The organism is Bacillus cereus group sp. MYBK220-1 (assembly GCF_051916445.1).
In the GTDB taxonomy this organism is placed as follows: domain Bacteria; phylum Bacillota; class Bacilli; order Bacillales; family Bacillaceae_G; genus Bacillus_A; species Bacillus_A cereus.
The window spans coordinates 651,343-672,037 of sequence record NZ_JBQAGQ010000001.1 but is presented as its reverse complement, the minus strand read 5'-3'; the positions used below and the strand labels follow the sequence as shown (position 1 = coordinate 672,037).

Here is a 20,695-nt window from a genome sequence, read left to right as displayed (position 1 = left end):
CGGTATTTTTTATAGTTATGGTAGCATTTGCTTCTGATCATTCGGATACTCAGCCGTTGACGTATTAGGACGATTGGAATGATTACGAACAGCAATGAAAATAGAAATAATAACGACAAGACCAACTGCAACGTAAGAAAGTGAAATAATAGTTGGATCCACTTTAAATGTAGTAAGCAGTGTACGAATGTTTGTAAAGATAATAAGACCACCAACTAATACGCCAAGTAAATGAGAAGGAACGATGCGAACTAGCCATGCCGCGATTGGTGCCGCTACGATACCACCGAGCATGAGAGAAAATACCCAAACCCAGCTTACTTGTTCCCAGCCAAGTGAGATGAAGAAGCCGATTGTTGCAGCGAGTGAAACAGGAAATTCACTCGTATCTACAGATCCAATAACTTTTCTAGCTTCATTTCCTCTTGCTAGAAGAACAGGTGTCGTAATCGGCCCCCAACCACCGCCACCAGTTGAATCAACGAATCCAGCGAATAAACCAAGCGGCACAAGTTGTTTTGCAGACATACGCTTATTTGAAGTGACAATTTGTTTTTGAATGATGAATCGTAATAAAATATAAACCCCTAAAGTAAATAAAAATACGGAAATGTACGGTTTGATTACATCTCCAGGCAAATTACTTAAAAAACATGCCCCAACAAATGCGCCGATTGCCCCAGGTAATGTAAGCCTGGAAACTGTATATTTATCAACGTTTCCAAATTTGATATGAGATGCGCCAGAAGCTGCAGTTGTAACGACTTCAGCTAAATGAACCGATGCGGAAGCTACAGCCGGTGCAATACCAAACATTAATAATAGTGAAGTAGACGTTACCCCATACGCCATTCCGAGTGCTCCATCGATCAGTTGAGCGAAAAATCCAATAATAGCAAAGACAATTAATTTCTGCATAAATAATCCCCCTGTAATAATAAATGAAAAAGACACTTTTCCCGTATGAGAAAAGTGCCTTTGGTTTTTCCAATCAGCAATAATTAAATTTGTTTCATTATAATACATATTAATCGTATAAATCAACTAGGTTTTAAAGTTTTTGAATTGAATGAAATAAAAATAAAATATACAATAAAAGGATGGAGAGAAAGGGGAGAAAGACATGTTACGATTTGATCATCTTGTTCACGCAGTTCATGGTACACCGGAGGAAGCGGCAAAACAAATGCAGGAACTTGGATTTCATACTGTATTAGGCGGAGAGCATACGAATTGGGGTACTTGGAATAGTTTAAGTTATTTTGATTTATCATATATAGAATTTTTAGCAGTTCAACATGAAGAAAAAGCGAAAGAAGCAGAAAATCCATTAGTACAAGAAACAGTGGTGAAACTACAAAATGGAGAAGGAATGCTACAAATCGCGATCCGAACAGATGCAATTGAGGAGCTAGCAGTTAACTTTAATAAGTACGGCTTACATACGATAGGGCCATTTGAAGGGAAACGCATGAGAAAAGATGGCCGGCTTTTAGAATGGAAAATGTTATTTGTTAGGCAAGAAGAGAACGGACCGAAATTACCTTTCTTTATACAGTGGAATGAAACGGACGAAGAAAGAAGAAACGATTTACGTAACAGTGGGACGATTACTGAACATAAAAACAAAGTGCAACAAATTGAAACGATTCATTATGCAGTAAAAAATGTTCGAGAAACAGTACGGAAATGGAAAGAAGTAATGGAGCTATCTACAAGTTCAGTTGTGAAAAATGAAAAATGGAATGCTGAGAGTCAAAGTGTAGTGTTTGGAAATATTCATGTGCAGTTTTGTGAACCGATTGGAGAAGGGCTAGTACTAGAACATTTGAATAAGAATGGCGAATATCCATTTGCAGTAGAGTTTAAAGGTGGAAATAAACGAGAGCATGAAGTGCTAGGTAGTTTGTACATATATTAATAGAGGTGAACGTTGTGGAAGAAATGCTTAGGGAGATAGAGAGAATACTAGAATGGCCTCGTATTGTAAAGTGTACAGCTATTTCAAAAGGTTTCTCACATGAAGAGAAACATAAAATAGAATTAGAAAACAAAGTAACATATTTTGTAAAAGTATGTGATACAGTTCATTTTGAACGTAAACAAGAAGAATATACGTATATGAAACAATTAGAGTCATTACATATTCCAACGCCTAAGTTAATTCATTTCATAAAACTTGAGGAATTAAATAAATGTGTTCAAGTATTTGAATGGACCCGAGGTATAAATGGTGAAGAAGGTTTAACGAAGTTATCGGTGGAAGAACAGTATAATGCAGGAAGAAAAGCAGGGGAAGTATTAAAGAGGATTCACTCAATTGAAAGAGAAAGTGCAAGTAATAAATGGGAAACATCTAGATGGAATAAATACGAAAGATACATAGAGGCACTAACAGATTACGAGGTGAATTTTCTGGATTTGAATCCAATATTAACCTTTGTAGAAAATCATAAAGATTTATTGAAAAATCGTCCAATAAGATTTTTACATGATGACTTCCATCCAGCAAATAGTATGATTCATAATAAGGAGTTTATCGTTATTGATTTTGGTGGATATGATTTTGGCGATCCAATACACGATTTTTATAATGTAGCGATTTTTACTACAAGAATAAGTAAACCATTTGCGGTTGGACAAGTTCACGGTTATTGCGGAGGCGAACCATCGCTTCATTTTTGGAAACTCTATACATTGTACGCCGCGATGACATTCCCAGCGGATATCGTTTGGACGAATCGAAGTACGCCGCATTTAGTAGATGATATGAAGGAAAGATTAAATGGAATAGTAGAAGATCATAATCATTTTTCATCTTATATTCCAAAATGGTACCAATCAAGTGAATGTAATAAATAGAGGAGGAATTCATATGGACAAAATAGCGGTAATTTCAGATATACATGGTAATATTCAAGCATTAGAATCCGTGTTGAATGATATTAAATTAAGAGGAATCGAGCGCATTATTTGTCTTGGAGATTTAGTAGGAAAAGGACCTCATTCCAGTGAAGCAATTGAAATCATTCGTAAAGAATGTGAAGTAGTCGTAATGGGAAACTGGGATGATTTTATTACAAAGCCGACTGAATTTGAAGCATTAAAATGGCATCAAAAACAATTATCGGAAGAACAAAATGATTATTTAAGAAGTTTACCATTTTCAATCGAATTTTTTATGAGTGGAAAACTCATTCGTATGTTTCACGCTTCACCGAGAAGTTTATATGAAAGAATTCAACCACACGCTTCAAGAGAAGAACGTATTAGTATGTTCGAAAATAGTGATCTGACAGAAAATATAGAAGGAGAAAGAAAACCAGATGTCGTTTGTTACGGCGATGTTCACCAAGCGTTCGTTCAAAATTTCAGAGGGAAAACGTTATGTAATGCCGGTAGCGTAGGAAACCCACTTGAAATAACGCAAGCTTCCTATTTAATATTTGAAGGAACATATAATGAAAAAGAAGCGGCGAGCTTTTCTATTCAACTTGTACGAGTACCGTATGATATTGAATTAGCTATCAGATTAGCAGAAGAACTCGAAATGCCAGAAATTGAAGAATACAAACAAGAATTACGGACTGCTTTATATCGAGGGTTTAAGGGGAAGTAAGCTAATAATATATCAACGATTTTTCAAATATATCTATCATAACTTAAAATATATCAACGATTCGACAAAGGATATCGATTTACCGACAAATAATGACATGAATTGTTACTTATAATTGCATTATGTAAACTAATTATAAAGGGAGATATCATGAACCGAAAACAACGAATCAAAGAAATTGCAGATCATATTGTAAAGCTAAACTTAACCTATCCAACAAGAGTTGGAGTAAGTGGTATTACAGCATCAGGAAAAACAACATTTGCAAACGAACTAGCGGAAGAAATAAAAAAACGAGGATTACCAGTAACACGCGCCAGCATTGATGATTTTCATAATCCAAGAGTGATTCGCTATGCAAAAGGAAAAGAATCTGCAAGAGGGTATTATGAAGATGCACACGATTATACAGCTTTCAAAGAAAGATTATTAATGCCTTTAGGACCTAACGGGAATTTACAATATGAAATGATTTCTCATAACTTAATAACGGATATGTCTGTACATAATGAGCCGCTATTGGCCACGCAAAATATGATATTAATAGTAGATGGAACGTTTCTATTGAAAAAAGACGTTGCGTATTTATTTGATTACAAAATCTTTGTAGATACAAATTTTGAGATTGCGAGAAAACGTGGTGCTAAGCGGGAAACTGAAGCTTTTGGAAGTTATGAAGAAGCAGAGAAGATGTTTTTGAACAGATATCATGCGGCCTGTAAGTTGTATATAGATGAGCATAATCCGAAAGAAATTGCAGATGTTTTATTTGAAAATAGTAAATTTGATGATCCAGTAGTTCTATTTAAAAGACATTAATACAGTTTATATAGGGGGAATGAACATTTGTTTAGATGGTTTCAAAAAAATAATAAAGTGAATGAAGAGAAGGATGGACAATATTTAGAAATCAAAAATGAACAGTTAAAACAAAAAATAATGGAACTAGAGAGTATAAGTGAAGACATTTGCAGTAAGTATCAAAAAATATATGAAGAACGTTTTGCGCAAAATGGTAAATTAAATTTGAAGCTGTCAATTAAAAGAGATATAGACGGTGATGAATTAGAAGAACTAACATCTAAGAATTGTTTAGAGTATGAATATAGATCAGAAATTAATTTTGAATATGATGCTTCAAAATCATGGGAAGTCTGTACTATTTCGCTTTGGTATTATTACCAAGGATATCGAAAAAGTAGTAGCATAGGAACACTTTATAGCGGAACGATTAATGAATTAGAAGAAGAAGTTAAAGCAACATTGGAAGAACTGTTACATAGTGAAGATAATTAATGATTCCATTTTATATTGCGTTAAGAATGGGTTTAATTTTATGATACTAATAGGGAATAATTTAGGAAGAGAAATTTAAAGGGGATAAAAAAATGACAGAAGTACTAGAACTAAAAGAAGAACTACTACAAATTAAAAATAATAATTATGCTGTACCAGAAGACGTAGATGCATATCCATATGCGCAGTGGATGCTAGATTATATCGGATCACCAGATGCTGAATTACGTGATGATTTAATTTATAGTACGCTTCATACATGGATTACAAATGATGTGTTTAGACAAAAAGAATTACGAGGGTTAATGCTACAAGCAATTAGTCCTGATTATTTATTTTATAAAATTGGTGAAAAGGGAACAGACTCTGTATTTAAACGTGCATTCTCCGTATTAATTCCACCACTTATTTTATCTGTTCATGAAAGAGAACCGTTGTTATCGGAAGAACAATTGTACAGTGTGGCAGAACAAGTGTTGGAATATGTATATTTAGAAGAAGATGTAAGGGGCTACGTAGAAGGAAAAGGCTGGGCACACTCTACTGCACATGCAGCAGATGCGCTCGATGCGTTAGCACGTACAATTCAAAATCGTGAGTTTTCATATGCGATTCTTGCGGCTGTTCGTCAGAAGGTTCGATTGAGTGATTACGTATATGTACACTTTGAGGATGAGAGATTAGTAAAGCCAATTATGTCGTTACATAACCAAAAGCTTTTAACTGAAGAAGAGTGGAACAATTGGCTACATAGTATAGCAACTGTTGAAGACATCCGACATCCGCAGCATGCTATTTTAGTACAAAATATTAGAGCTTTCTTAAGAAGTTTATATTTTAGAGTTTTAGAGACAGAGGGTAATACAGCCTTTACAGATGATGTATTGGAGACTTTGAAAGGGTTGCGTAGGTATTAAAATAATCCATAATTAGAAACAAAGAATACATGTTCATTTTGAAAAATTTATTAGAAATTTATTTTTACATTGTACCCTTTTAGTATAGGCTGAAAGGGGTGTCAAATGAAAAAATTATTAAAGTCAGTGAAAATAATATTTTTAATATGTATTAGTATGATTTTCTTTGGAACAGGAGCTGTATTTATATATCATAACTATCAATTAAAAATGGAATCGGAATTAATGAACAATGAAGGCGAACTTGTTAATTTCGATAATAAAAAATTGAATGTTTATAATGAGGGGAGCGGGGAGGATACGTTTGTATTTATGGCCGGATCTGGAATTGCCGCTCCTGTTTATGAATTGAAAGGCTTATATAGTAAATTTTCGAAAGAAAACAAGATTTCTGTAATTGAGAGAGCTGGTTATGGATACAGTGATGTTTTTCAAGATGAGAGAGATATTGATACGATATTAGAACAAACAAGAGAAGCGCTTATTCGAAGTGGAAATAAACCACCATACATCTTAGTACCACACTCTCTATCGGGTATAGAGGCTATTTATTGGGCACAAAAATATCCGGGTGAAGTAAAAGGGATTATTGCATTAGATATTGGTTTACCTAAACAGTACGTAACTCATAAAATAGGCATGGTGGATTCATTAAAAATAAAAGGGATGAATATTTTAACGAAAATTGGTTTTCAGAGATTAGCTCCCTCTATTACTTATAATCCCCAGGTCATTAAGCAATCCTTTTTAAACGAACAAGAAAAAGAAATTTATAAAGCGCTTACATACAAAAGGGCTTTTAATGATGATATGAAGCAAGAACTTTTACAAAGCTATAATAACAGTAAAAAATCAAATTCCTTATCAATCCCAAAAGAAACACCTATTTTATTTATAGATGCAATTGCTAGGCAAAATAAAGATTCAAAATATACAAAGCAAAAAAATAAAGATTATAAGGAGTTTGCTAGCGAGTTATTAAGAGCTGATGTGAAAATAATTGAAGGCACACATAGTATTTATTTATACGCTCCTGATGAAATATACAAATTTGCTATGGATTTTATTAATAATAAAGTAGTTAAGAACTAAGCTATTGCTATTATAGCGATGAAAGGTCTACATAATGAAAGTATATAACATATTAATTGTTGAAGACGATTTAATTATAGGGGATTTATTACAAAAAATTTTGCAGCGCGAGAAGTATAATGTGTATTGGGAGAAAGAGGGAAGGAAAGTTCTTGATGTAATTCATGAAATTGATTTAGTCATAATGGATGTTATGTTACCAGGCGAAGATGGTTATCAAATTACAAAGAAAATAAAAAATCTAGGATTAAATATTCCGATTATATTTCTATCAGCTCGGAGTGATATGGATAGTAAACTAAAAGGTTTGACTATTGGGGAAGAATACATGGTAAAACCTTTTGACCCTAGAGAGCTGTTGTTAAGGATTCAGAAAATGTTAGATAATCAATATGGTACCTTCACGCAAATTAACCATTTATTTATAGATGCAGAATATAAAAGAGTTTTTATAAATGGTTTGCGTAATGAAGTTGCTTTTACAGCAATTGAACGTAAAATATTCTTCTATTTATATGAAAATAGAGATAGAATTTTATCGAAAGAACATTTCTATGATTACCTATGGCAACTCGAAGATAGAAATCAAAATATCATGAACGTACATATAAAGAAAATTAGGACAAAAATTGATGATAAAACAGGTGATATTATACAGAACATATATGGAGAAGGGTATAGACTAAATACCTACATGAAGAAATGAACTTAAAGAAAAAATATCAGTTACTACTTTTCTCTGCTATTATTAGCGTACCACTGTTATTGTTGTCGATTAGTATCTTTGTATCAGTTATTTATAATGTTGTCTTTAAAACTAAAAATAAGAACATTCCTTTTCACGAATCCTATGCATATCCTACTATGTTAATCATATTTTTATTATCACTATTAGTATTAGCTTTTGTATTTTCAAAGTCGATTAACACCGTATTAAACAAAATTAATATATTAAATCAAACAATTCGAGATTTAGCTAGTGATAAAAAAATCCCTAATATAATAGATGTTAAAAGCGATGATGAAATGGGAGAACTGATTAAATCAGTAAACTTGCTTATAGAAAGAACAACTTATCGAGAATTGGAACTACAGCAACAGGAACAAATAAAAAAGGAACTATTAAATAAATTACGGCATGATATTAATACACCCTTAACAGCGGTCAGATTACAATTATATTATTTAGAAGGTGAGTACAAGGAACAAGTACCAGTAATTGAATCACTTTATGATCAGATACAATATATAAGTGATTTAACTAACGAATTTAATATTCAATCTACAGAAACCTTAGAGAATACTTATATTGTGCATGATGAAGTAAATATACACAATTTAATAGAAAATATGATTAAAAAATGGAGCTATTTGTATAGCATTCATAAAATTGAATTAGTATATAATCCACAAGATAAAGAGTTGATATGGAATAGTAATGAGTTATGGATTCAAAGGCTATTTGATAATATTTTTCAAAATGTCCTTAAACATTCAGAAGCTAAAAAACTCAAAATCATTATAGATGAAGATGTTGTTTCTTTTAGAGATAATGGGATTGGGTTTGATATAAATAGTAAAGGAACGGGACTTGGTTTGAAAAATATTAAAGATATATCAAAGATGTTCGATATAAAATACACTTTACAATCAAATAGTGAGGGGACAATGTTTTCATTTGAAAATACTAAAGTTTAGAGCAAATTACATAAAATCAACATCTCCCAACCATACTAATAAAATGTGTTGGAGGTGAGTTTAATGGACAAAAAAGACTTTGAAAAAGTATATAATGATTATTTACATCAAGGGGAAGAGCAAGCTCAATTTGAAATAGGCCATGAAGTCAATTCAGGAGCAGAACAAATTGTTGCTGTTCGTAAAAATGATGAAGGTGATTTAATTGCTTTTAAAACAAGTAGCGGGAGAGAGTTAGATTATATGACTGCTCTTAATGAAGCAAAATCAGGGAAGTTAGCTCATGTGGACGTATTTCATAAGTATGGCAGAGATATTATACGTAGTGAACCGGATGGTATAAAGGAAAATAACTTAGATAATTTACCTTCATTTTAAACGGGTAAACCTCAAGAAGAGAATGTTCATTTGGATATTCTCTTCCTTTCTTCCTCTACAAATAGACGATTCATTTTTAAAGTGCAATCATACTTTTAAAGAGCGCTCTAAATTTCTCTTTATCTTCTGCTGTAAATGGTTTCGGTCCCTTTGTACGTTTACCACTTTTTCGAACCATTGCACTTAAATATCGTGTTTGTAACAATTGTTCAATGTTATCATTCGTATACTTGTACCCTTTATGATGAAGAACGATACAGCCTTTTGCTAAAGCGAGCGAAGCAAGACCGTAATCTTGTGTTACGATTAAATCTTCTTTTTTTGCTAACTGCATAATTCGGTAATCTGCAGCATCTGCTCCAGAATCAACATAAATTGTTTCGACACCTTTTGGCTGCTCTGCATTAGAATAATGTGAAAAACTAGTAACGAGGGTAACAGGAATTTCCACATTCGTAGCCTCAAAAATAATCACATCTTTTACAGGACAAGCATCTGCATCAACGTAAATCTTCATTTTATCACTCCTATAAATAGGTTCGAGTTGATAATAATGGTAGATTTAGGTTTTGTCAAACGAGAAAGCTTTATTTAAAGTTATTTTCACATACCAAAATAGCCTGGCGTAAACGAGAAATACCTTCCGCAATTTGATCAATATCCACTTTTCCATAAGATAAACGTATATAACCATCTTTTGCGCCGAAAATACTACCTGGCATAAAAGCAATTTCTTGTTTTAAACTTTGCATAATAAGTTGTTTTTCGTTTATCGGTTCTTTTAATTTTCCCCATATGTATATTCCACCGGTCGGATTTGAAAAAGAGATTTTATCATGAAGTTGCTCGTTTAGAGCGTGGACGATAACGTCTCTTTTTTCTGCTAGTTGTTTTCGTAACGGTACGATATGCGACTGAAATGGTACAGTTTCAAAAAATTGTTGCATAAGCCACTGCGGGAAAATACTCATTCCTAATTCCATTTGGTGCCTTGCGTCGGATAACCTTTCTACTACAGACTGCGGGGCAACGAGCCAACCAACTCGTAAGCCTGGTGCAATCATTTTTGATAAAGAATGTACATAAATGACAGTTCCGTTTTCATCTATTGATTTCAAAGTAGGACAAGGTTGTTTCTTTTCTAGCGTCAGCAAACTAGATGGATCATCTTCAACGATTGCAATTCGTAAATCTGCGCAAAGTGATAATAGTTTTTTTCTACGGTTTGGATGAAGCATCGTCCCCGTAGGGTTTTGGAAATTTGGATTTAAAAAAATCATTTTAATGCGGTGCTTTCTGTATAGCTCTTGTACATCGTCTGGATTAATGCCGTGTTCATCGACAGGTAATGGGAAAATACGAATACCTGCTGATTGGAATAACGGCAAGGAATAACAGTGTGAAGGACTTTCGAAAGCAACAGCATCACCTGGATTTAATAAACATTGCACGATAAGGTGAAGTGCTTGCTGTGCGCCAGATGTAATCATAATGGATTGTTCAGTCGCCTCAACTTTTAAATATTCCTTCATATATTTTACGACCGCTTGTCTTAGCGGGAGATAGCCTTGCGGATGATCGTAACTTAATGAATGCGTTAAAGGTTGTTCACGTAAAATCGCTTGCAGTTGATCATGAGGATAGAGATTACAACCGAGTTCTCCGTTTGCAAAATCAATAATGTTTTCATTTTGTTGTACTTCTGCCCGAATATGGCGAAGTAACGGTAAGTTTGGTAAAAACGTACCACCTTCTACGAAATTTCTCCAGTTGGGTGTTAATGTTGGAGAAACGCCCCACATATGTGTACTCACACGTGTACCTTTACCAGTCGTACTTTCTACAATTCCCATAGCACGTAGTTCATTATAAGCAGTCGTTACTGTACTTCTGTTTACATTTAATTGCGTAGCTAATTTCCGTTCTGAAGGTAGGAAGCTTCCTGGAGGAAGTTCTCCGTATGTAATGCGTTTTTCAATAAAGTCAACAACTTGCTGATAAATAGGGATTTTACTGTCACTATCTAGTTTCCATTCCATAAAAAACGCCTCCGTATCTCTTATATACATCAAGTATAGCAGATTGGCTGGGTAAAAAAACAGCCAATTGGACGGTGTTATATCCAGCCAATTTTACTATGCTAAATAGGGAAGGGGAGATTCGGATGAAACGATGGCAAATGGAATGGCTCCTAGTATCAGTTGCATTAGTATGGGGAGCAAATTATACAATAGGAAAGTATGGAGTGGCATTTATGTCATCCATTCAATTTAATAGTTTACGATTTTTAGTAGCATCACCGGTATTATTACTTATCACTTTTATGATGGAACGCTCATTACGTATTGAAAGAAAAGATTGGCTACGATTAGTAGCAGTCGGTATCGTTGGTACGACAATGTATCAAACGATGTTTATGTTATCTGTAAAATATACTTCAGCAACGAACGCCTCATTATTAATTGCAATGTCACCTATTTTTACAGGGATATTAGCAGTATTGCACAAACAAGAACGTTTTTCGATGAAAGTACAAATTGGTTCAATCGTAGCGTTTATTGGTGCAGCATTCGTTTTACTAACAGGACATACAGGAGGAACTACTTACGAATATGCGTGGCTCGGAAACATAATTGGATTAGTCGCAGCGATTGCGTGGGGATGGTATCCAATATTAGCGCAACCTCTTATAACAAAATATTCCGCAATGAGAGTCACATCATGGTCTACTTTAATTGGAATTGTACCTCTCGTTATATACTGTTTATTCAACGTAAACACATTAACGTGGCCAGTAGACATGCCAAGTTGGGGTTCACTAGCATATTCAATTATTTTTGCGACAATCTTTGGGCTAGCAATGTGGTATGTCGGTATTAGTCAAATAGGCTCAACGAAAGTAATGGTTTATATGTATCTTGTACCGTTGTTCGCAGTTATTTTTGCGGCAGTAACAATAGGGGAGCAAATCAATATGATGCAACTGGTTGGCGGACTTATTATCTTTGTGGGTCTATATGTTGTAAAAAAAGGTGGAATCAAAAAGCCAGCTCTCAATTTGAAAAAGGTAAGCTAACAGTAAAAATGATTTCTTTCATATAGAAGGAGATCATTTTTTGTTTCGTAATAAAAGCGCTTGTTCAACAGCCCATTTTTGATGATCATGAAGTAAATATTCTATAGCAAGTAAAGGAGACATCCACCGCAAAACATGATCTTCCTCACAGTTTTCAGTTTGTGTCTGCACCATGTTCGCAATATAAAAGAACCCATCGTTTAAATAATATGTATCTTCTTTTTCCGCATAAAAATATCGCATTGCATTACCGATATATTGATTAATTTCAATTGCCCATCCTAATTCCTCTAGTAGTTCACGATGTAAGCATTCATCTTTTGTTTCGGTACCTTCCATACCGCCACCAGGTAAAAAATAACGGTCTCCTTTTTGGATAATAGCAATGTTTGAAGAAATTGAGTTAAAAATAATTGCATAACAACTAGGTCGTAATACATATTGCTCAGTAGGCTTTTTATAACCAAAAATAAGTTTAGATATCATAAAATACGTCACCTCTCTATAAAATACACAAAAGGAATAATAAGGTAAAAATAGAATTGTATAAGTATAATCTTACGAGATTGGAGTGATAACAAAATGATAAATCGAAAGTGTTCGCGCTGTAAAGAAATTACAGGTACATTGCACGGTGGTAAAAAAATTAAGGAAGAATTTCTATGTGAGGACTGTTTACAAAAAGGAATTGCGAGCGGTGAAATCGAATTATCACAAATGGAGCAAGAACAAACTTCGTATCTTTCTATAAAAATATTAAAAATAATGAGTGTGATTTATTTAATAGCATCTATTTTAATGGCTTTTTCAACCGGTCCATTTATACATAATATAGGATTTGATGAAATGTCCATTTCAGGCCCAGAATTAGGTTTAATAAGTGTTGTTATGCTAGGTTCTTTATTCCAGTCTGTTCTTGTATTTTGCGGGATATGGGTATTAATCCTTTTAGTAGAAACAGTCATTAAAATTTATGAAAAAATGAAGTGAGTGAGAGGGAGAAACATATGCGAGTAAGAAACATCCAAGGGGAAGATTATGTAAAGATTCATTCTGTTTTAAATGATTGGTGGGGCGGGAGAGACATGGCTGCCATGTTGCCAAAATTGTTTTTCGTTCACTTTCAAGAAACGAGTTTTATCATTGAAGAAGATGGCGAAACGTTAGGTTTCTTATGCGGATTCTTTTCGCAAACGCATAAAGAGGAAGCGTACGTTCATTTTATCGGGGTAAATCCGAAGTATAGAAGAAGAGGAATTGCATCGACATTGTATTCGTATTTCTTTGATGTCGCACGTGCAAATAATTGTAAAGTTGTAAAAGCAATTACGTCACCAGTTAATAAAAAATCGATACAGTTTCATCAAGAAATCGGTTTTCGAATTGAGGCTGGGGATGATGAGATAGAGGGTGTATCGGTACATACAAATTATGATGGGAACGGCGGTAGTAGAGTTTTATTTTTGAAAAATGTGTAAATAAAAGGGGAATGATTGCATGGATATGCAGCAACGGAGAATGTTAGTAGCAGGAATCGTTTTAGCAGTAGTGTTAGGGGTAGGCTATTTTTCGACAAACGTATTACAAACTTTCTCAATCGTATGTTTAGCAGTAGCGATTGTATTTGGAGTTATAGGGAGCATACAAAAGAAACGTCAAAACAAGAATTAAAAATTTGAAAATTTTTATGATACCTCAAAATTTCTCGTTTTAGAGTATTTGTTTTTCTTAGCTTAATGAAGATGGGATTGTATCACAAATTCTATTCAATTAAGTTTATATTAAAACACCATTCTTGCCCCGTTGTTGCAGACATAATGATATCCTTTTTTGTTTTGTTAATTTGATAGAAGTGAGGGGGATGTCAAAAGCAATTTCTGTAAAATAATTTCATCAAAAGAAGGGGATTTATATGCATTTTGAAAGAGATAGATATTTTTTGGAGATGGCATTGGAAGAAGCAGAAAAGGCATTAAAAGAAAACACATATCCAGTAGGAGCAGTTATTGTTGATGGAAATAATAATGTCATTGCAAGAGGAAGAAATAGAGTGCATCCACAAAAAGACATAACAGCTCACGCAGAGATAGACGCTATTCGCAATGCAGGGGAAGCAATGTTTGATGCAAAAATAAAAAATGAGAAGTTTACTATTTATAGCACGTTGGAACCGTGTCCAATGTGTACAGGTGGTATTTTATTCGCAAAAATACAGAGAGTAGTCTGGTTACTAAATGATGACTTAGGTTTTGGTGGATATAAAAAGATAAAAAATGCTTTAGTTTTCGAAGGGAAATTTAATAAAATCGACATAGTGGAAGAACCATTTGAAGACTTAAAAACAAGACAAAGAGAACTTATGAGACAATGGGAGCTAAATCCCAATAATATTACTAATTTGCGTAGGGCTATAAAAAAATAGTTGTTTCTTTCAATTAAATCGGGAGACCGCCACATTACCATCAATTTAAAAAATATAGTGAAATTATATCGATTTAACAATAGAATATGGAAGAATCTATTACGAATAGAAAGCCGTCCTAAAAGTATTCTGGGATGGTTCTTTTTGTTGTGAGGAGATAAAGAGTATGGAGAATAAACAGAGTAGAAATGAGTATGTAAGACGCATACATAAGGTTCAAGATTATATAGAATCAAACATAGACAGTTCACTATCAATTGAAGAGCTAGCCGAGGTAGCTGGATTTTCAAAGTTTCATTTTCATCGAATTTTTAAAGGAATAGTAGACGAGCCGTTATCACGATATGTAAACCGATTGAAGTTAGAAAGGGCAACAAACCTTCTTACATATCGATTGGATATGACGATTACGGATATCGCTTACCATTTTGGTTTCACAGATTCAGCAGTTTTCTCCCGTACATTTAAAAATTATTACGGAGTAAGTCCGTCTCAATATCGAAACTATAATAGCAAGAATTGCAAAGACGTAAGGGGAATTTCTCAATACAATGAATGTAAGAAGGTTCGAGGAAATGTTGAAATTGTAACAGCGGACGATATAAACGTCGCATACATAAGACATATCGGTACATATGAGGAGTTAACTATAGCTTTTCCAGAAATGATAGAAAAACTATTTCATTACGCAGCTAAGCAAAACTATCATGTATTTGATGATACGAAAGTATTAACCATTTACCACGATCATCATGAATTTACTGAGGAATATCATTTAAGAACAAGTTTATGTGTAACAATTTCAGATGAATCCACAGTAGAAACGAACGACGTTGGAATAATGGTAATACCTTCTGGAAAGTATGCAGTAGGACATTTTGAAATATGCCAAGATGAATATAAAGGAGCATGGGACTTTATATACGGTGAGTGGCTTCCAAATAGCGGATATAAACCGAGAGATTCGTATCCTTTTGAAGTATATAGAAATGACCCAAAGCAGCATCCAAAGCATAAACATATAGTTGATATATATGTACCTATCGAACCTTTTTAATTATAGGTTAAAGGGGAAGGAATAATGAAAACTGCTGAAAAGTTAGATCAGATTATAAAAGAAGAATATGAAAATATGAATGGTATGTTAGTAGTGCAGAAAGGTAATGTTATTTTTGGAAAATATTATAACGGTTACGGTCCAGATGATGCATTTCACATAGCGTCAGTCACAAAAACGATAATCTCTGCGCTAATTGGGATATGTATAGATAAGGGCTATATAAAAAGCGTTGATCAAAGAGTAATAGAATTTTTCCCGGAATATAACGTTAATTCATCTGAAATAACAGTACGACATCTGTTGACAATGACAGCTCCACATCCTTTCGTAGACTGGCAGGAGCCGTTAGAAGAACTATGTATGCAACGAGATTGGGTAAAGTATACGTTAAATAGGATAGGAAACGGCGGAGAAATTGGATATTTTAAATACTCATCTGCAGGAGCGCATGTACTATCAGCAATTATTACGAATGCAACAGGGAAAAGTGCACGTGAATTTGCGAATGAGTACTTATTTCAACCACTGGGCATGAGCGAAATTCCAAACTACAATATGAAAGCATTTGGATTCGATGACTTATTCGGAAAAGATGTGAAAGGATGGGTTCACGATCCAAATGGTATTTCGACGGGCGGCTGGGGAGTAACGTTAACGGTTAGGGATATGGCTAAGTTTGGACAGATGTATTTGAATGAAGGTATTCATAATGGAAAACAAGTTCTATCAAAATCATGGATAAAAGAATCGACAGAAATGAACCAAAATCAATATGGTTACTTATGGTGGTTACGAGAAGAAGAGGGTGTCTATTCGTATTGTGCAATGGGTGATGGTGGGAATATGATTTGTTGTATTCCGAAGCAGGATTTGGTTGTAGTAATTGCTTCTGAAATTATGCCGAATGCACGGGATAGATGGGAATTAATTAAAGGGTGCATACTTCCTTATTTAAAAGATTAATATGGTTATTTTTATAAAAATAAGAATGAAAGGTTTAGTTAAACTTGTTTTGTTCTCCATGATAGAAAAAAGTGTTGTGTTAACAAAGTTATGTAACTAAGATTATAAAACTTCAACACCTATACCATTATTAAATAATTGCAAGGTGTTGAAGTACTTTTTAATCTATTAAAGCTGCTTTCAACTAAAAGAAGAAACATCTTTTTTCTTAGCTGTTTAACTATTTTTTAACTTTGTGAAGTATGAGATACATCGTGCCCAGCACAATTGCTAGTAAGGTAAATTTAATTAATTCTATTAAGCTGGCATCCCACTTGTTTTGTACTATATCTGTTAAATAAAATACATTAAACATACCATGTGAAAATGCGGGTGATATTACAGAACCGCCATATTCTCTCGTGTACGTTAAAATTATAGATAATATAAATAATAAAGAGAGATAACTTAATATTCCTACAAACTGAAACTCATAATTTTTATAAAAGATTGCTATTGGTAAATGCCATGAAGACCAAATTGAAGCTATAATAATAGCTGTTTGTATGAATGTATATTTTTTTCGTAAATAGTAATGAAAATTCCCTCGCCATATAATCTCTTCTAATAATGCAGATAAAGATCCAACTGTAAGACCAACGAGCAAGAGAAATCCTACTTCATTCCAATGATGATATAAGAACTTTATATCATAAATATAAAAATAAAAATGGAGACATAGCCCTAGAAGTAGTGGAAATAATATGGAGAAAATTAGTGTTTTTATTTTTGAACGTGAAATTCCTAGTGTATGAACTATTTTTTGTTTCTTATATAATGTTTGATATGAAGTAACTGCTAAAAGCGGAACAACCATTGTAAACCCTAAATAATTACGACCATTTTCTATGTTCAGCAAGATGATATATACAAGTGATGTAAGAAAATAAATACATAATGTTGAATGATAAACTATGTGTTTATTAATATTTTTCACCTGCCTAAGTATGTATAAGTGGTTAATCGAATATCCGATATTTTAATTATATATGAAATGGAAATCGACAGAATGAATATTTCCATATTATTGTTTTTTAGATAGAAAAAGTGTCGAAATTGCATATATTGAACTTGTAGAAAAAATTTAATTATCCCCGTAACTTTTCACAACAAAAAATCGTTAAACAAAAGAATAGATTTTTTATCACGAATGGGGGAGAACCATGAAAATGTTAATACTAGGTGGTACACGATTTTTGGGAAGAGCTGTGGTAGAAGAGGCTTTGAAAAGAGGGCATGAAGTTACATTATTTAACCGCGGAACAAACAAAGAAGTTTTTCCTGAATTGGAGCAGTTAATCGGTGATAGAAATAACGATGTATCAAGTTTAAAAAATCGAAAGTGGGATGTTGTCATAGACACGTGTGGATTTTCTCCACATCATATTAGGAATGTTGGAGAAGTGCTCAAAGATAATATTGAACACTATGTATTCATCTCAAGCCTTTCCGTATATAAAGATTGGATTCCGCATGACATAAAAGAAGATTATATATTACAGCCCGAACCGACGGATGATCAAATAAAGGCTATAGAGAATGGTGAAGTTTCACCTTATGAGTATTATGGTGCACTGAAAGTATTATGTGAAAAAGAAACAGAGAAGTATTGGCCGGGGCGTGTGTTACATGTAAGAGCAGGTCTTCTTTCAGGAATGTTTGATTATACAGATCGACTTCCATACTGGATTCAGCGTGTAGCAAAGGGTGGGAAAGTATTAGTACCAGGAAGAAAAATTCGTCCCGTGCAATTAGTTGATATAAAAGATGTCGCGAGATGGGGGCTAAATATGGCAGAACATCATAAAGCAGGAACATTTAATATAACAGGTCCGAATGATGAATTGACGATGGAAGAGCTATTAAATACGTGTAAAAAGGTTACGAATAGCGATGCTGAATTTGTTTGGGTAGACGAAGCGTTTATGAGTGAACATAATGTGCAGCCTTGGACAGAAATGCCTTTGTGGATTCCAGAAACTTTCCCATTAGATGGTGAGACGAAGCCGTGGAGAGGCGGGTTTTCTATTTGTATCGAAAGTGCGGTTAATGAAGGGCTTACTTTTAGAAGAATAGAAGAGACAGTTACAGATGTGTATGAGTGGATGGAGAGTACGGAAGAATGGGAATTAAAAGCAGGTATTTCAGGCGAGAGGGAGAAGGAATTGTTAGAAAGATGGTATCAATAAATTTAGCGGAGTTCTTTGAATATGCTTGATTGCACATAAGGGGGAAAAGGTGATGTGGAAAGACACCATTCACAGTATCTCATCAAATGGAGTTACCGAATGATTTATATCAATTATTACAGGAAACAAACGGTATAGAAGGTGAATACGGTGACTTTATATGGTCTGCTTCAAAAATTAAAACTGAAAATATGAGTATGAGAAATATAGTTGATTTTAAGGATTTATACATGCCTTTTGACTGTTTATTATTTTTTGCTGATGGGGGAAATGGTGATTTGTTTGGCTATTCCATTTTGAATGGAAAAGTACAAAGAGATGACATATATGTATGGAACCATGAAAATGATAGTAGAACGTGGGTTGCTCCTTCTTTAAAGACTTTTATGGAGTGGTGGGAGAGGGAAAGATGATAATTTAAATATAGTATCAAAAAAAGTGCCTTGTTACTAAAGAAACAAGGCATTTTTTCACGAATAATTAATCTACCACTCAATCGGTTCTTCCCCGTACATCTCCCATAGCTTAGGAAACATCTTTTTTAAACCTTCTTTATCGTCTTCATCCCAATCTAACTCGATATCAACTTCCTCAAACTCTTCATTTGTTAAGACATGGTATAGTGTAAAGTATGTATCATCTTCATCCCCAGTCTTCTCCATGTAAACTTCTTGCCCGAAATATAGAGTAAGTTCTTCAATCTCTGGGACGTCATACTCACTCAAATTTTCTAATACAGGAATTAATCGTTCTGGATCTTCAATACAAGCTTCGTATGTCTCTTTTCCTTGATATAATAACCATCCGCGGAAGTAATCGAAAGTATCATCTGAACAGCCACCCATAATAATATAGGCTGCTGCCCATAAACGGGAGGTATAGGAGTCTTTCAAAAGGCGATGCATATGCGTATCAAAAGCTACAATTTCATGTACTGTACGTTTAGCAAGGTGAGAAGTAAGCCATTCTATTTGTTCTTCTTGGTCCTCACCTTTCGTTTTTGCACGATGAAGTAGCTCCCAAAATTCTTCTTCGGTTATCGTTTTTTCTTTTATGTAATCTTCCCCAGGCAACGGGTCTGTATATCCTTTTTTACGTTTGGAAGCAACTAGTTTATTAGCTTCATTCATACATTCTTCTTCTGTTTCAAACTCTTTCGCTTTCACACTGCCAGCTGTGCCAATTTTTCCGTAAAACACAACATAGTCTTTTTCTTTCACAACGATTTTCCAAAACTTATTTGATTTCTCAGTTTGCTGGATTAATAACGTTTCCATCCGTACCCCCATAATGTTTTCTAGTGTGCAATATGATTGTAACATATGTATATACACTTGTAATGATGAAAAATAATAGTTTAGAAAATTCAAAAACCATTGAATGGAGTGGATAAATTTAGTAACCTTATTTGTACAGTAATTACATAATTGTTTTGTAATAATTCGATATTTATATAAGGGGCGTTACGGATGGATCTTACGTTTAAAGTTGAGGAAACATGTTTTAATTACCGCGTCGGAGCAATTTGTAAACAGGATAATAAAATACTTATTCTGCAAGGTGACGGTGAAGATTTTTGGTACGTACCGGGCGGAAGAGTGAAAATGTTAGAAAACAGTGAGGATGCGTTACAACGGGAACTTGCAGAAGAACTAGCTGCTCCTATTAAAGGGAAGAGATTAATATGGTCAGTAGAAAATTTCTTTACACTTTCTGAGCAAAAGTTTCATGAGATTAGTTTTTATTATGAAGTAGAGCTACATGAATTACCTGCAAATGGAGCGGATCAATATATTTTGGAAGAAGAGGATAGAACATATTTGTTTAAGTGGGTGCCGGTAGAAGAGTTACATGCATATAATTTACAGCCGGCATTTATAAAAGAGAAAGTAAAGAATATAGCAGTTCATACAGAACATATCATTTTACAAGATTAAATGTATTCG

Annotated in this window: 25 protein-coding genes and 1 pseudogene; 20 read left to right on the top strand and 6 right to left on the bottom strand. The window is 33.9% G+C overall.

Annotated elements, in window-relative coordinates; genetic code table 11:
- Positions 1-15 precede the first annotated feature (15 nt).
- Positions 16-1,026 carry a sulfite exporter TauE/SafE family protein gene (locus tag ACTFRU_RS03485; RefSeq protein ID WP_002024365.1) on the bottom strand — a complete coding sequence of 337 codons (1,011 nt, stop codon included), beginning with the start codon at positions 1,024-1,026 and terminating at the stop codon, positions 16-18.
- Between the two features lie 97 nt (positions 1,027-1,123).
- Between ACTFRU_RS03485 and ACTFRU_RS03480 the strand changes: the two genes are divergently transcribed.
- From ACTFRU_RS03480 to ACTFRU_RS03435, 10 genes are all read left to right on the top strand, one after another.
- A complete protein-coding gene (locus tag ACTFRU_RS03480; RefSeq protein ID WP_440037466.1) occupies positions 1,124-1,921 on the top strand; it encodes a VOC family protein in 798 nt (265 codons plus the stop codon).
- A 14-nt stretch (positions 1,922-1,935) separates the two neighbouring features.
- Positions 1,936-2,862, top strand: coding sequence for an aminoglycoside phosphotransferase family protein (locus ACTFRU_RS03475; RefSeq protein WP_000392076.1), 927 nt, complete (start codon positions 1,936-1,938; stop codon positions 2,860-2,862).
- Positions 2,863-2,875: 13 nt separating this feature from the next.
- Positions 2,876-3,619 carry a metallophosphoesterase family protein gene (locus ACTFRU_RS03470; RefSeq protein ID WP_000357656.1) on the top strand — a complete coding sequence of 248 codons (744 nt, stop codon included), beginning with the start codon at positions 2,876-2,878 and terminating at the stop codon, positions 3,617-3,619.
- A 150-nt stretch (positions 3,620-3,769) separates the two neighbouring features.
- A complete protein-coding gene (locus ACTFRU_RS03465) occupies positions 3,770-4,438 on the top strand; it encodes a uridine kinase (protein WP_048656368.1) in 669 nt (222 codons plus the stop codon).
- Between the two features lie 27 nt (positions 4,439-4,465).
- Complete coding sequence (locus tag ACTFRU_RS03460) at positions 4,466-4,915, top strand: hypothetical protein (protein WP_284994026.1); 450 nt, start codon at positions 4,466-4,468, stop codon at positions 4,913-4,915.
- 92 nt (positions 4,916-5,007) lie between these two features.
- Positions 5,008-5,832 carry a DUF2785 domain-containing protein gene (locus ACTFRU_RS03455; RefSeq protein ID WP_071739209.1) on the top strand — a complete coding sequence of 275 codons (825 nt, stop codon included), beginning with the start codon at positions 5,008-5,010 and terminating at the stop codon, positions 5,830-5,832.
- Between the two features lie 105 nt (positions 5,833-5,937).
- On the top strand, positions 5,938-6,924 hold the full coding sequence (locus tag ACTFRU_RS03450) for an alpha/beta fold hydrolase (protein ID WP_071739208.1): 987 nt from the start codon (positions 5,938-5,940) through the stop codon (positions 6,922-6,924).
- Between the two features lie 34 nt (positions 6,925-6,958).
- Positions 6,959-7,630, top strand: coding sequence for a response regulator transcription factor (locus tag ACTFRU_RS03445; RefSeq protein ID WP_071739207.1), 672 nt, complete (start codon positions 6,959-6,961; stop codon positions 7,628-7,630).
- Positions 7,627-8,622, top strand: coding sequence for a sensor histidine kinase (locus ACTFRU_RS03440; RefSeq protein ID WP_440022527.1), 996 nt, complete (start codon positions 7,627-7,629; stop codon positions 8,620-8,622). Before ACTFRU_RS03445 ends, ACTFRU_RS03440 begins: the two co-directional genes overlap by 4 nt.
- 63 nt (positions 8,623-8,685) lie before the next feature.
- Positions 8,686-9,000, top strand: a complete 315-nt coding sequence (locus ACTFRU_RS03435) for a DUF3892 domain-containing protein (RefSeq protein WP_071739205.1) — start codon at positions 8,686-8,688, stop codon at positions 8,998-9,000.
- Between the two features lie 76 nt (positions 9,001-9,076).
- Here ACTFRU_RS03435 and ACTFRU_RS03430 read toward each other — a convergent pair whose 3' ends face one another.
- Both ACTFRU_RS03430 and pdxR read right to left on the bottom strand, forming a co-directional pair.
- Positions 9,077-9,517, bottom strand: a complete 441-nt coding sequence (locus ACTFRU_RS03430; RefSeq protein ID WP_069355843.1) for a YaiI/YqxD family protein — start codon at positions 9,515-9,517, stop codon at positions 9,077-9,079.
- A gap of 70 nt (positions 9,518-9,587) precedes the next feature.
- Positions 9,588-11,039, bottom strand: coding sequence for a MocR-like pyridoxine biosynthesis transcription factor PdxR (gene pdxR, locus ACTFRU_RS03425; RefSeq protein ID WP_440037465.1), 1,452 nt, complete (start codon positions 11,037-11,039; stop codon positions 9,588-9,590).
- Between the two features lie 125 nt (positions 11,040-11,164).
- Between pdxR and ACTFRU_RS03420 the strand changes: the two genes are divergently transcribed.
- Positions 11,165-12,076 carry a DMT family transporter gene (locus tag ACTFRU_RS03420; protein WP_149149746.1) on the top strand — a complete coding sequence of 304 codons (912 nt, stop codon included), beginning with the start codon at positions 11,165-11,167 and terminating at the stop codon, positions 12,074-12,076.
- Positions 12,077-12,109: 33 nt separating this feature from the next.
- Here the strand turns inward: ACTFRU_RS03420 and ACTFRU_RS03415 are convergent, their stop codons facing one another.
- Positions 12,110-12,562 (bottom strand): NUDIX hydrolase, encoded by a 453-nt coding sequence (locus ACTFRU_RS03415; RefSeq protein ID WP_440037464.1) that lies wholly within the window; start codon positions 12,560-12,562, stop codon positions 12,110-12,112.
- A gap of 96 nt (positions 12,563-12,658) precedes the next feature.
- Between ACTFRU_RS03415 and ACTFRU_RS03410 the strand changes: the two genes are divergently transcribed.
- The 6 genes from ACTFRU_RS03410 to ACTFRU_RS03385 all read left to right on the top strand — a co-directional run bounded on the left by ACTFRU_RS03410 (position 12,659) and on the right by ACTFRU_RS03385 (position 16,521).
- Positions 12,659-13,066, top strand: coding sequence for a DUF3980 domain-containing protein (locus ACTFRU_RS03410; RefSeq protein ID WP_048535723.1), 408 nt, complete (start codon positions 12,659-12,661; stop codon positions 13,064-13,066).
- Positions 13,067-13,083: 17 nt separating this feature from the next.
- Positions 13,084-13,554 (top strand): GNAT family N-acetyltransferase, encoded by a 471-nt coding sequence (locus ACTFRU_RS03405; protein WP_001266044.1) that lies wholly within the window; start codon positions 13,084-13,086, stop codon positions 13,552-13,554.
- 19 nt (positions 13,555-13,573) lie between these two features.
- On the top strand, positions 13,574-13,747 hold the full coding sequence (locus ACTFRU_RS03400; RefSeq protein ID WP_000367555.1) for a hypothetical protein: 174 nt from the start codon (positions 13,574-13,576) through the stop codon (positions 13,745-13,747).
- A gap of 241 nt (positions 13,748-13,988) precedes the next feature.
- The gene (locus tag ACTFRU_RS03395) at positions 13,989-14,498 is read left to right on the top strand and encodes a nucleoside deaminase (protein ID WP_000545360.1); all 510 of its coding nucleotides are present in this window, start codon (positions 13,989-13,991) and stop codon (positions 14,496-14,498) included.
- 166 nt (positions 14,499-14,664) lie between these two features.
- Entirely contained in the window at positions 14,665-15,555 is an 891-nt protein-coding gene (locus ACTFRU_RS03390) for an AraC family transcriptional regulator (RefSeq protein WP_102956535.1), read from the top strand.
- 24 nt (positions 15,556-15,579) lie between these two features.
- Positions 15,580-16,521 carry a serine hydrolase domain-containing protein gene (locus tag ACTFRU_RS03385; RefSeq protein WP_102956534.1) on the top strand — a complete coding sequence of 314 codons (942 nt, stop codon included), beginning with the start codon at positions 15,580-15,582 and terminating at the stop codon, positions 16,519-16,521.
- Positions 16,522-16,741: 220 nt separating this feature from the next.
- Here the strand turns inward: ACTFRU_RS03385 and ACTFRU_RS03380 are convergent, their stop codons facing one another.
- A complete protein-coding gene (locus ACTFRU_RS03380; RefSeq protein ID WP_071739202.1) occupies positions 16,742-17,497 on the bottom strand; it encodes a CPBP family intramembrane glutamic endopeptidase in 756 nt (251 codons plus the stop codon).
- 226 nt (positions 17,498-17,723) lie between these two features.
- Here ACTFRU_RS03380 and ACTFRU_RS03375 point away from each other — a divergent pair, with 226 nt between their 5' ends.
- Positions 17,724-18,749, top strand: a complete 1,026-nt coding sequence (locus ACTFRU_RS03375) for an SDR family oxidoreductase (RefSeq protein WP_102956533.1) — start codon at positions 17,724-17,726, stop codon at positions 18,747-18,749.
- 52 nt (positions 18,750-18,801) lie between these two features.
- Positions 18,802-19,170 (top strand): annotated as a pseudogene (locus ACTFRU_RS03370) (SMI1/KNR4 family protein).
- 64 nt (positions 19,171-19,234) lie between these two features.
- Here the strand turns inward: ACTFRU_RS03370 and ACTFRU_RS03365 are convergent.
- Positions 19,235-20,026, bottom strand: a complete 792-nt coding sequence (locus ACTFRU_RS03365; protein ID WP_440037463.1) for a DUF4240 domain-containing protein — start codon at positions 20,024-20,026, stop codon at positions 19,235-19,237.
- Between the two features lie 192 nt (positions 20,027-20,218).
- Between ACTFRU_RS03365 and ACTFRU_RS03360 the strand changes: the two genes are divergently transcribed.
- A complete protein-coding gene (locus ACTFRU_RS03360) occupies positions 20,219-20,686 on the top strand; it encodes an NUDIX hydrolase (protein ID WP_000366244.1) in 468 nt (155 codons plus the stop codon).
- Positions 20,687-20,695 lie beyond the last annotated feature (9 nt).

Bases quoted from the DNA above. Each gene is read 5' to 3' on its own strand.
- ACTFRU_RS03485 (WP_002024365.1), bottom strand. From the start codon at position 1,026: ATGTATTATAATGAAACAAATTTAATTATTGCTGATTGGAAAAACCAA.
- ACTFRU_RS03480 (WP_440037466.1), top strand. From the start codon at position 1,124: ATGTTACGATTTGATCATCTTGTTCACGCAGTTCATGGTACACCGGAG.
- ACTFRU_RS03470 (WP_000357656.1), top strand. From the start codon at position 2,876: ATGGACAAAATAGCGGTAATTTCAGATATACATGGTAATATTCAAGCA.
- ACTFRU_RS03465 (WP_048656368.1), top strand. From the start codon at position 3,770: ATGAACCGAAAACAACGAATCAAAGAAATTGCAGATCATATTGTAAAG.
- ACTFRU_RS03455 (WP_071739209.1), top strand. From the start codon at position 5,008: ATGACAGAAGTACTAGAACTAAAAGAAGAACTACTACAAATTAAAAAT.
- ACTFRU_RS03450 (WP_071739208.1), top strand. From the start codon at position 5,938: ATGAAAAAATTATTAAAGTCAGTGAAAATAATATTTTTAATATGTATT.
- ACTFRU_RS03445 (WP_071739207.1), top strand. From the start codon at position 6,959: ATGAAAGTATATAACATATTAATTGTTGAAGACGATTTAATTATAGGG.
- ACTFRU_RS03440 (WP_440022527.1), top strand. From the start codon at position 7,627: ATGAACTTAAAGAAAAAATATCAGTTACTACTTTTCTCTGCTATTATT.
- ACTFRU_RS03435 (WP_071739205.1), top strand. From the start codon at position 8,686: ATGGACAAAAAAGACTTTGAAAAAGTATATAATGATTATTTACATCAA.
- ACTFRU_RS03430 (WP_069355843.1), bottom strand. From the start codon at position 9,517: ATGAAGATTTACGTTGATGCAGATGCTTGTCCTGTAAAAGATGTGATT.
- pdxR (WP_440037465.1), bottom strand. From the start codon at position 11,039: ATGGAATGGAAACTAGATAGTGACAGTAAAATCCCTATTTATCAGCAA.
- ACTFRU_RS03420 (WP_149149746.1), top strand. From the start codon at position 11,165: ATGAAACGATGGCAAATGGAATGGCTCCTAGTATCAGTTGCATTAGTA.
- ACTFRU_RS03415 (WP_440037464.1), bottom strand. From the start codon at position 12,562: ATGATATCTAAACTTATTTTTGGTTATAAAAAGCCTACTGAGCAATAT.
- ACTFRU_RS03410 (WP_048535723.1), top strand. From the start codon at position 12,659: ATGATAAATCGAAAGTGTTCGCGCTGTAAAGAAATTACAGGTACATTG.
- ACTFRU_RS03405 (WP_001266044.1), top strand. From the start codon at position 13,084: ATGCGAGTAAGAAACATCCAAGGGGAAGATTATGTAAAGATTCATTCT.
- ACTFRU_RS03400 (WP_000367555.1), top strand. From the start codon at position 13,574: ATGGATATGCAGCAACGGAGAATGTTAGTAGCAGGAATCGTTTTAGCA.
- ACTFRU_RS03395 (WP_000545360.1), top strand. From the start codon at position 13,989: ATGCATTTTGAAAGAGATAGATATTTTTTGGAGATGGCATTGGAAGAA.
- ACTFRU_RS03390 (WP_102956535.1), top strand. From the start codon at position 14,665: ATGGAGAATAAACAGAGTAGAAATGAGTATGTAAGACGCATACATAAG.
- ACTFRU_RS03385 (WP_102956534.1), top strand. From the start codon at position 15,580: ATGAAAACTGCTGAAAAGTTAGATCAGATTATAAAAGAAGAATATGAA.
- ACTFRU_RS03375 (WP_102956533.1), top strand. From the start codon at position 17,724: ATGAAAATGTTAATACTAGGTGGTACACGATTTTTGGGAAGAGCTGTG.
- ACTFRU_RS03365 (WP_440037463.1), bottom strand. From the start codon at position 20,026: ATGGAAACGTTATTAATCCAGCAAACTGAGAAATCAAATAAGTTTTGG.
- ACTFRU_RS03360 (WP_000366244.1), top strand. From the start codon at position 20,219: ATGGATCTTACGTTTAAAGTTGAGGAAACATGTTTTAATTACCGCGTC.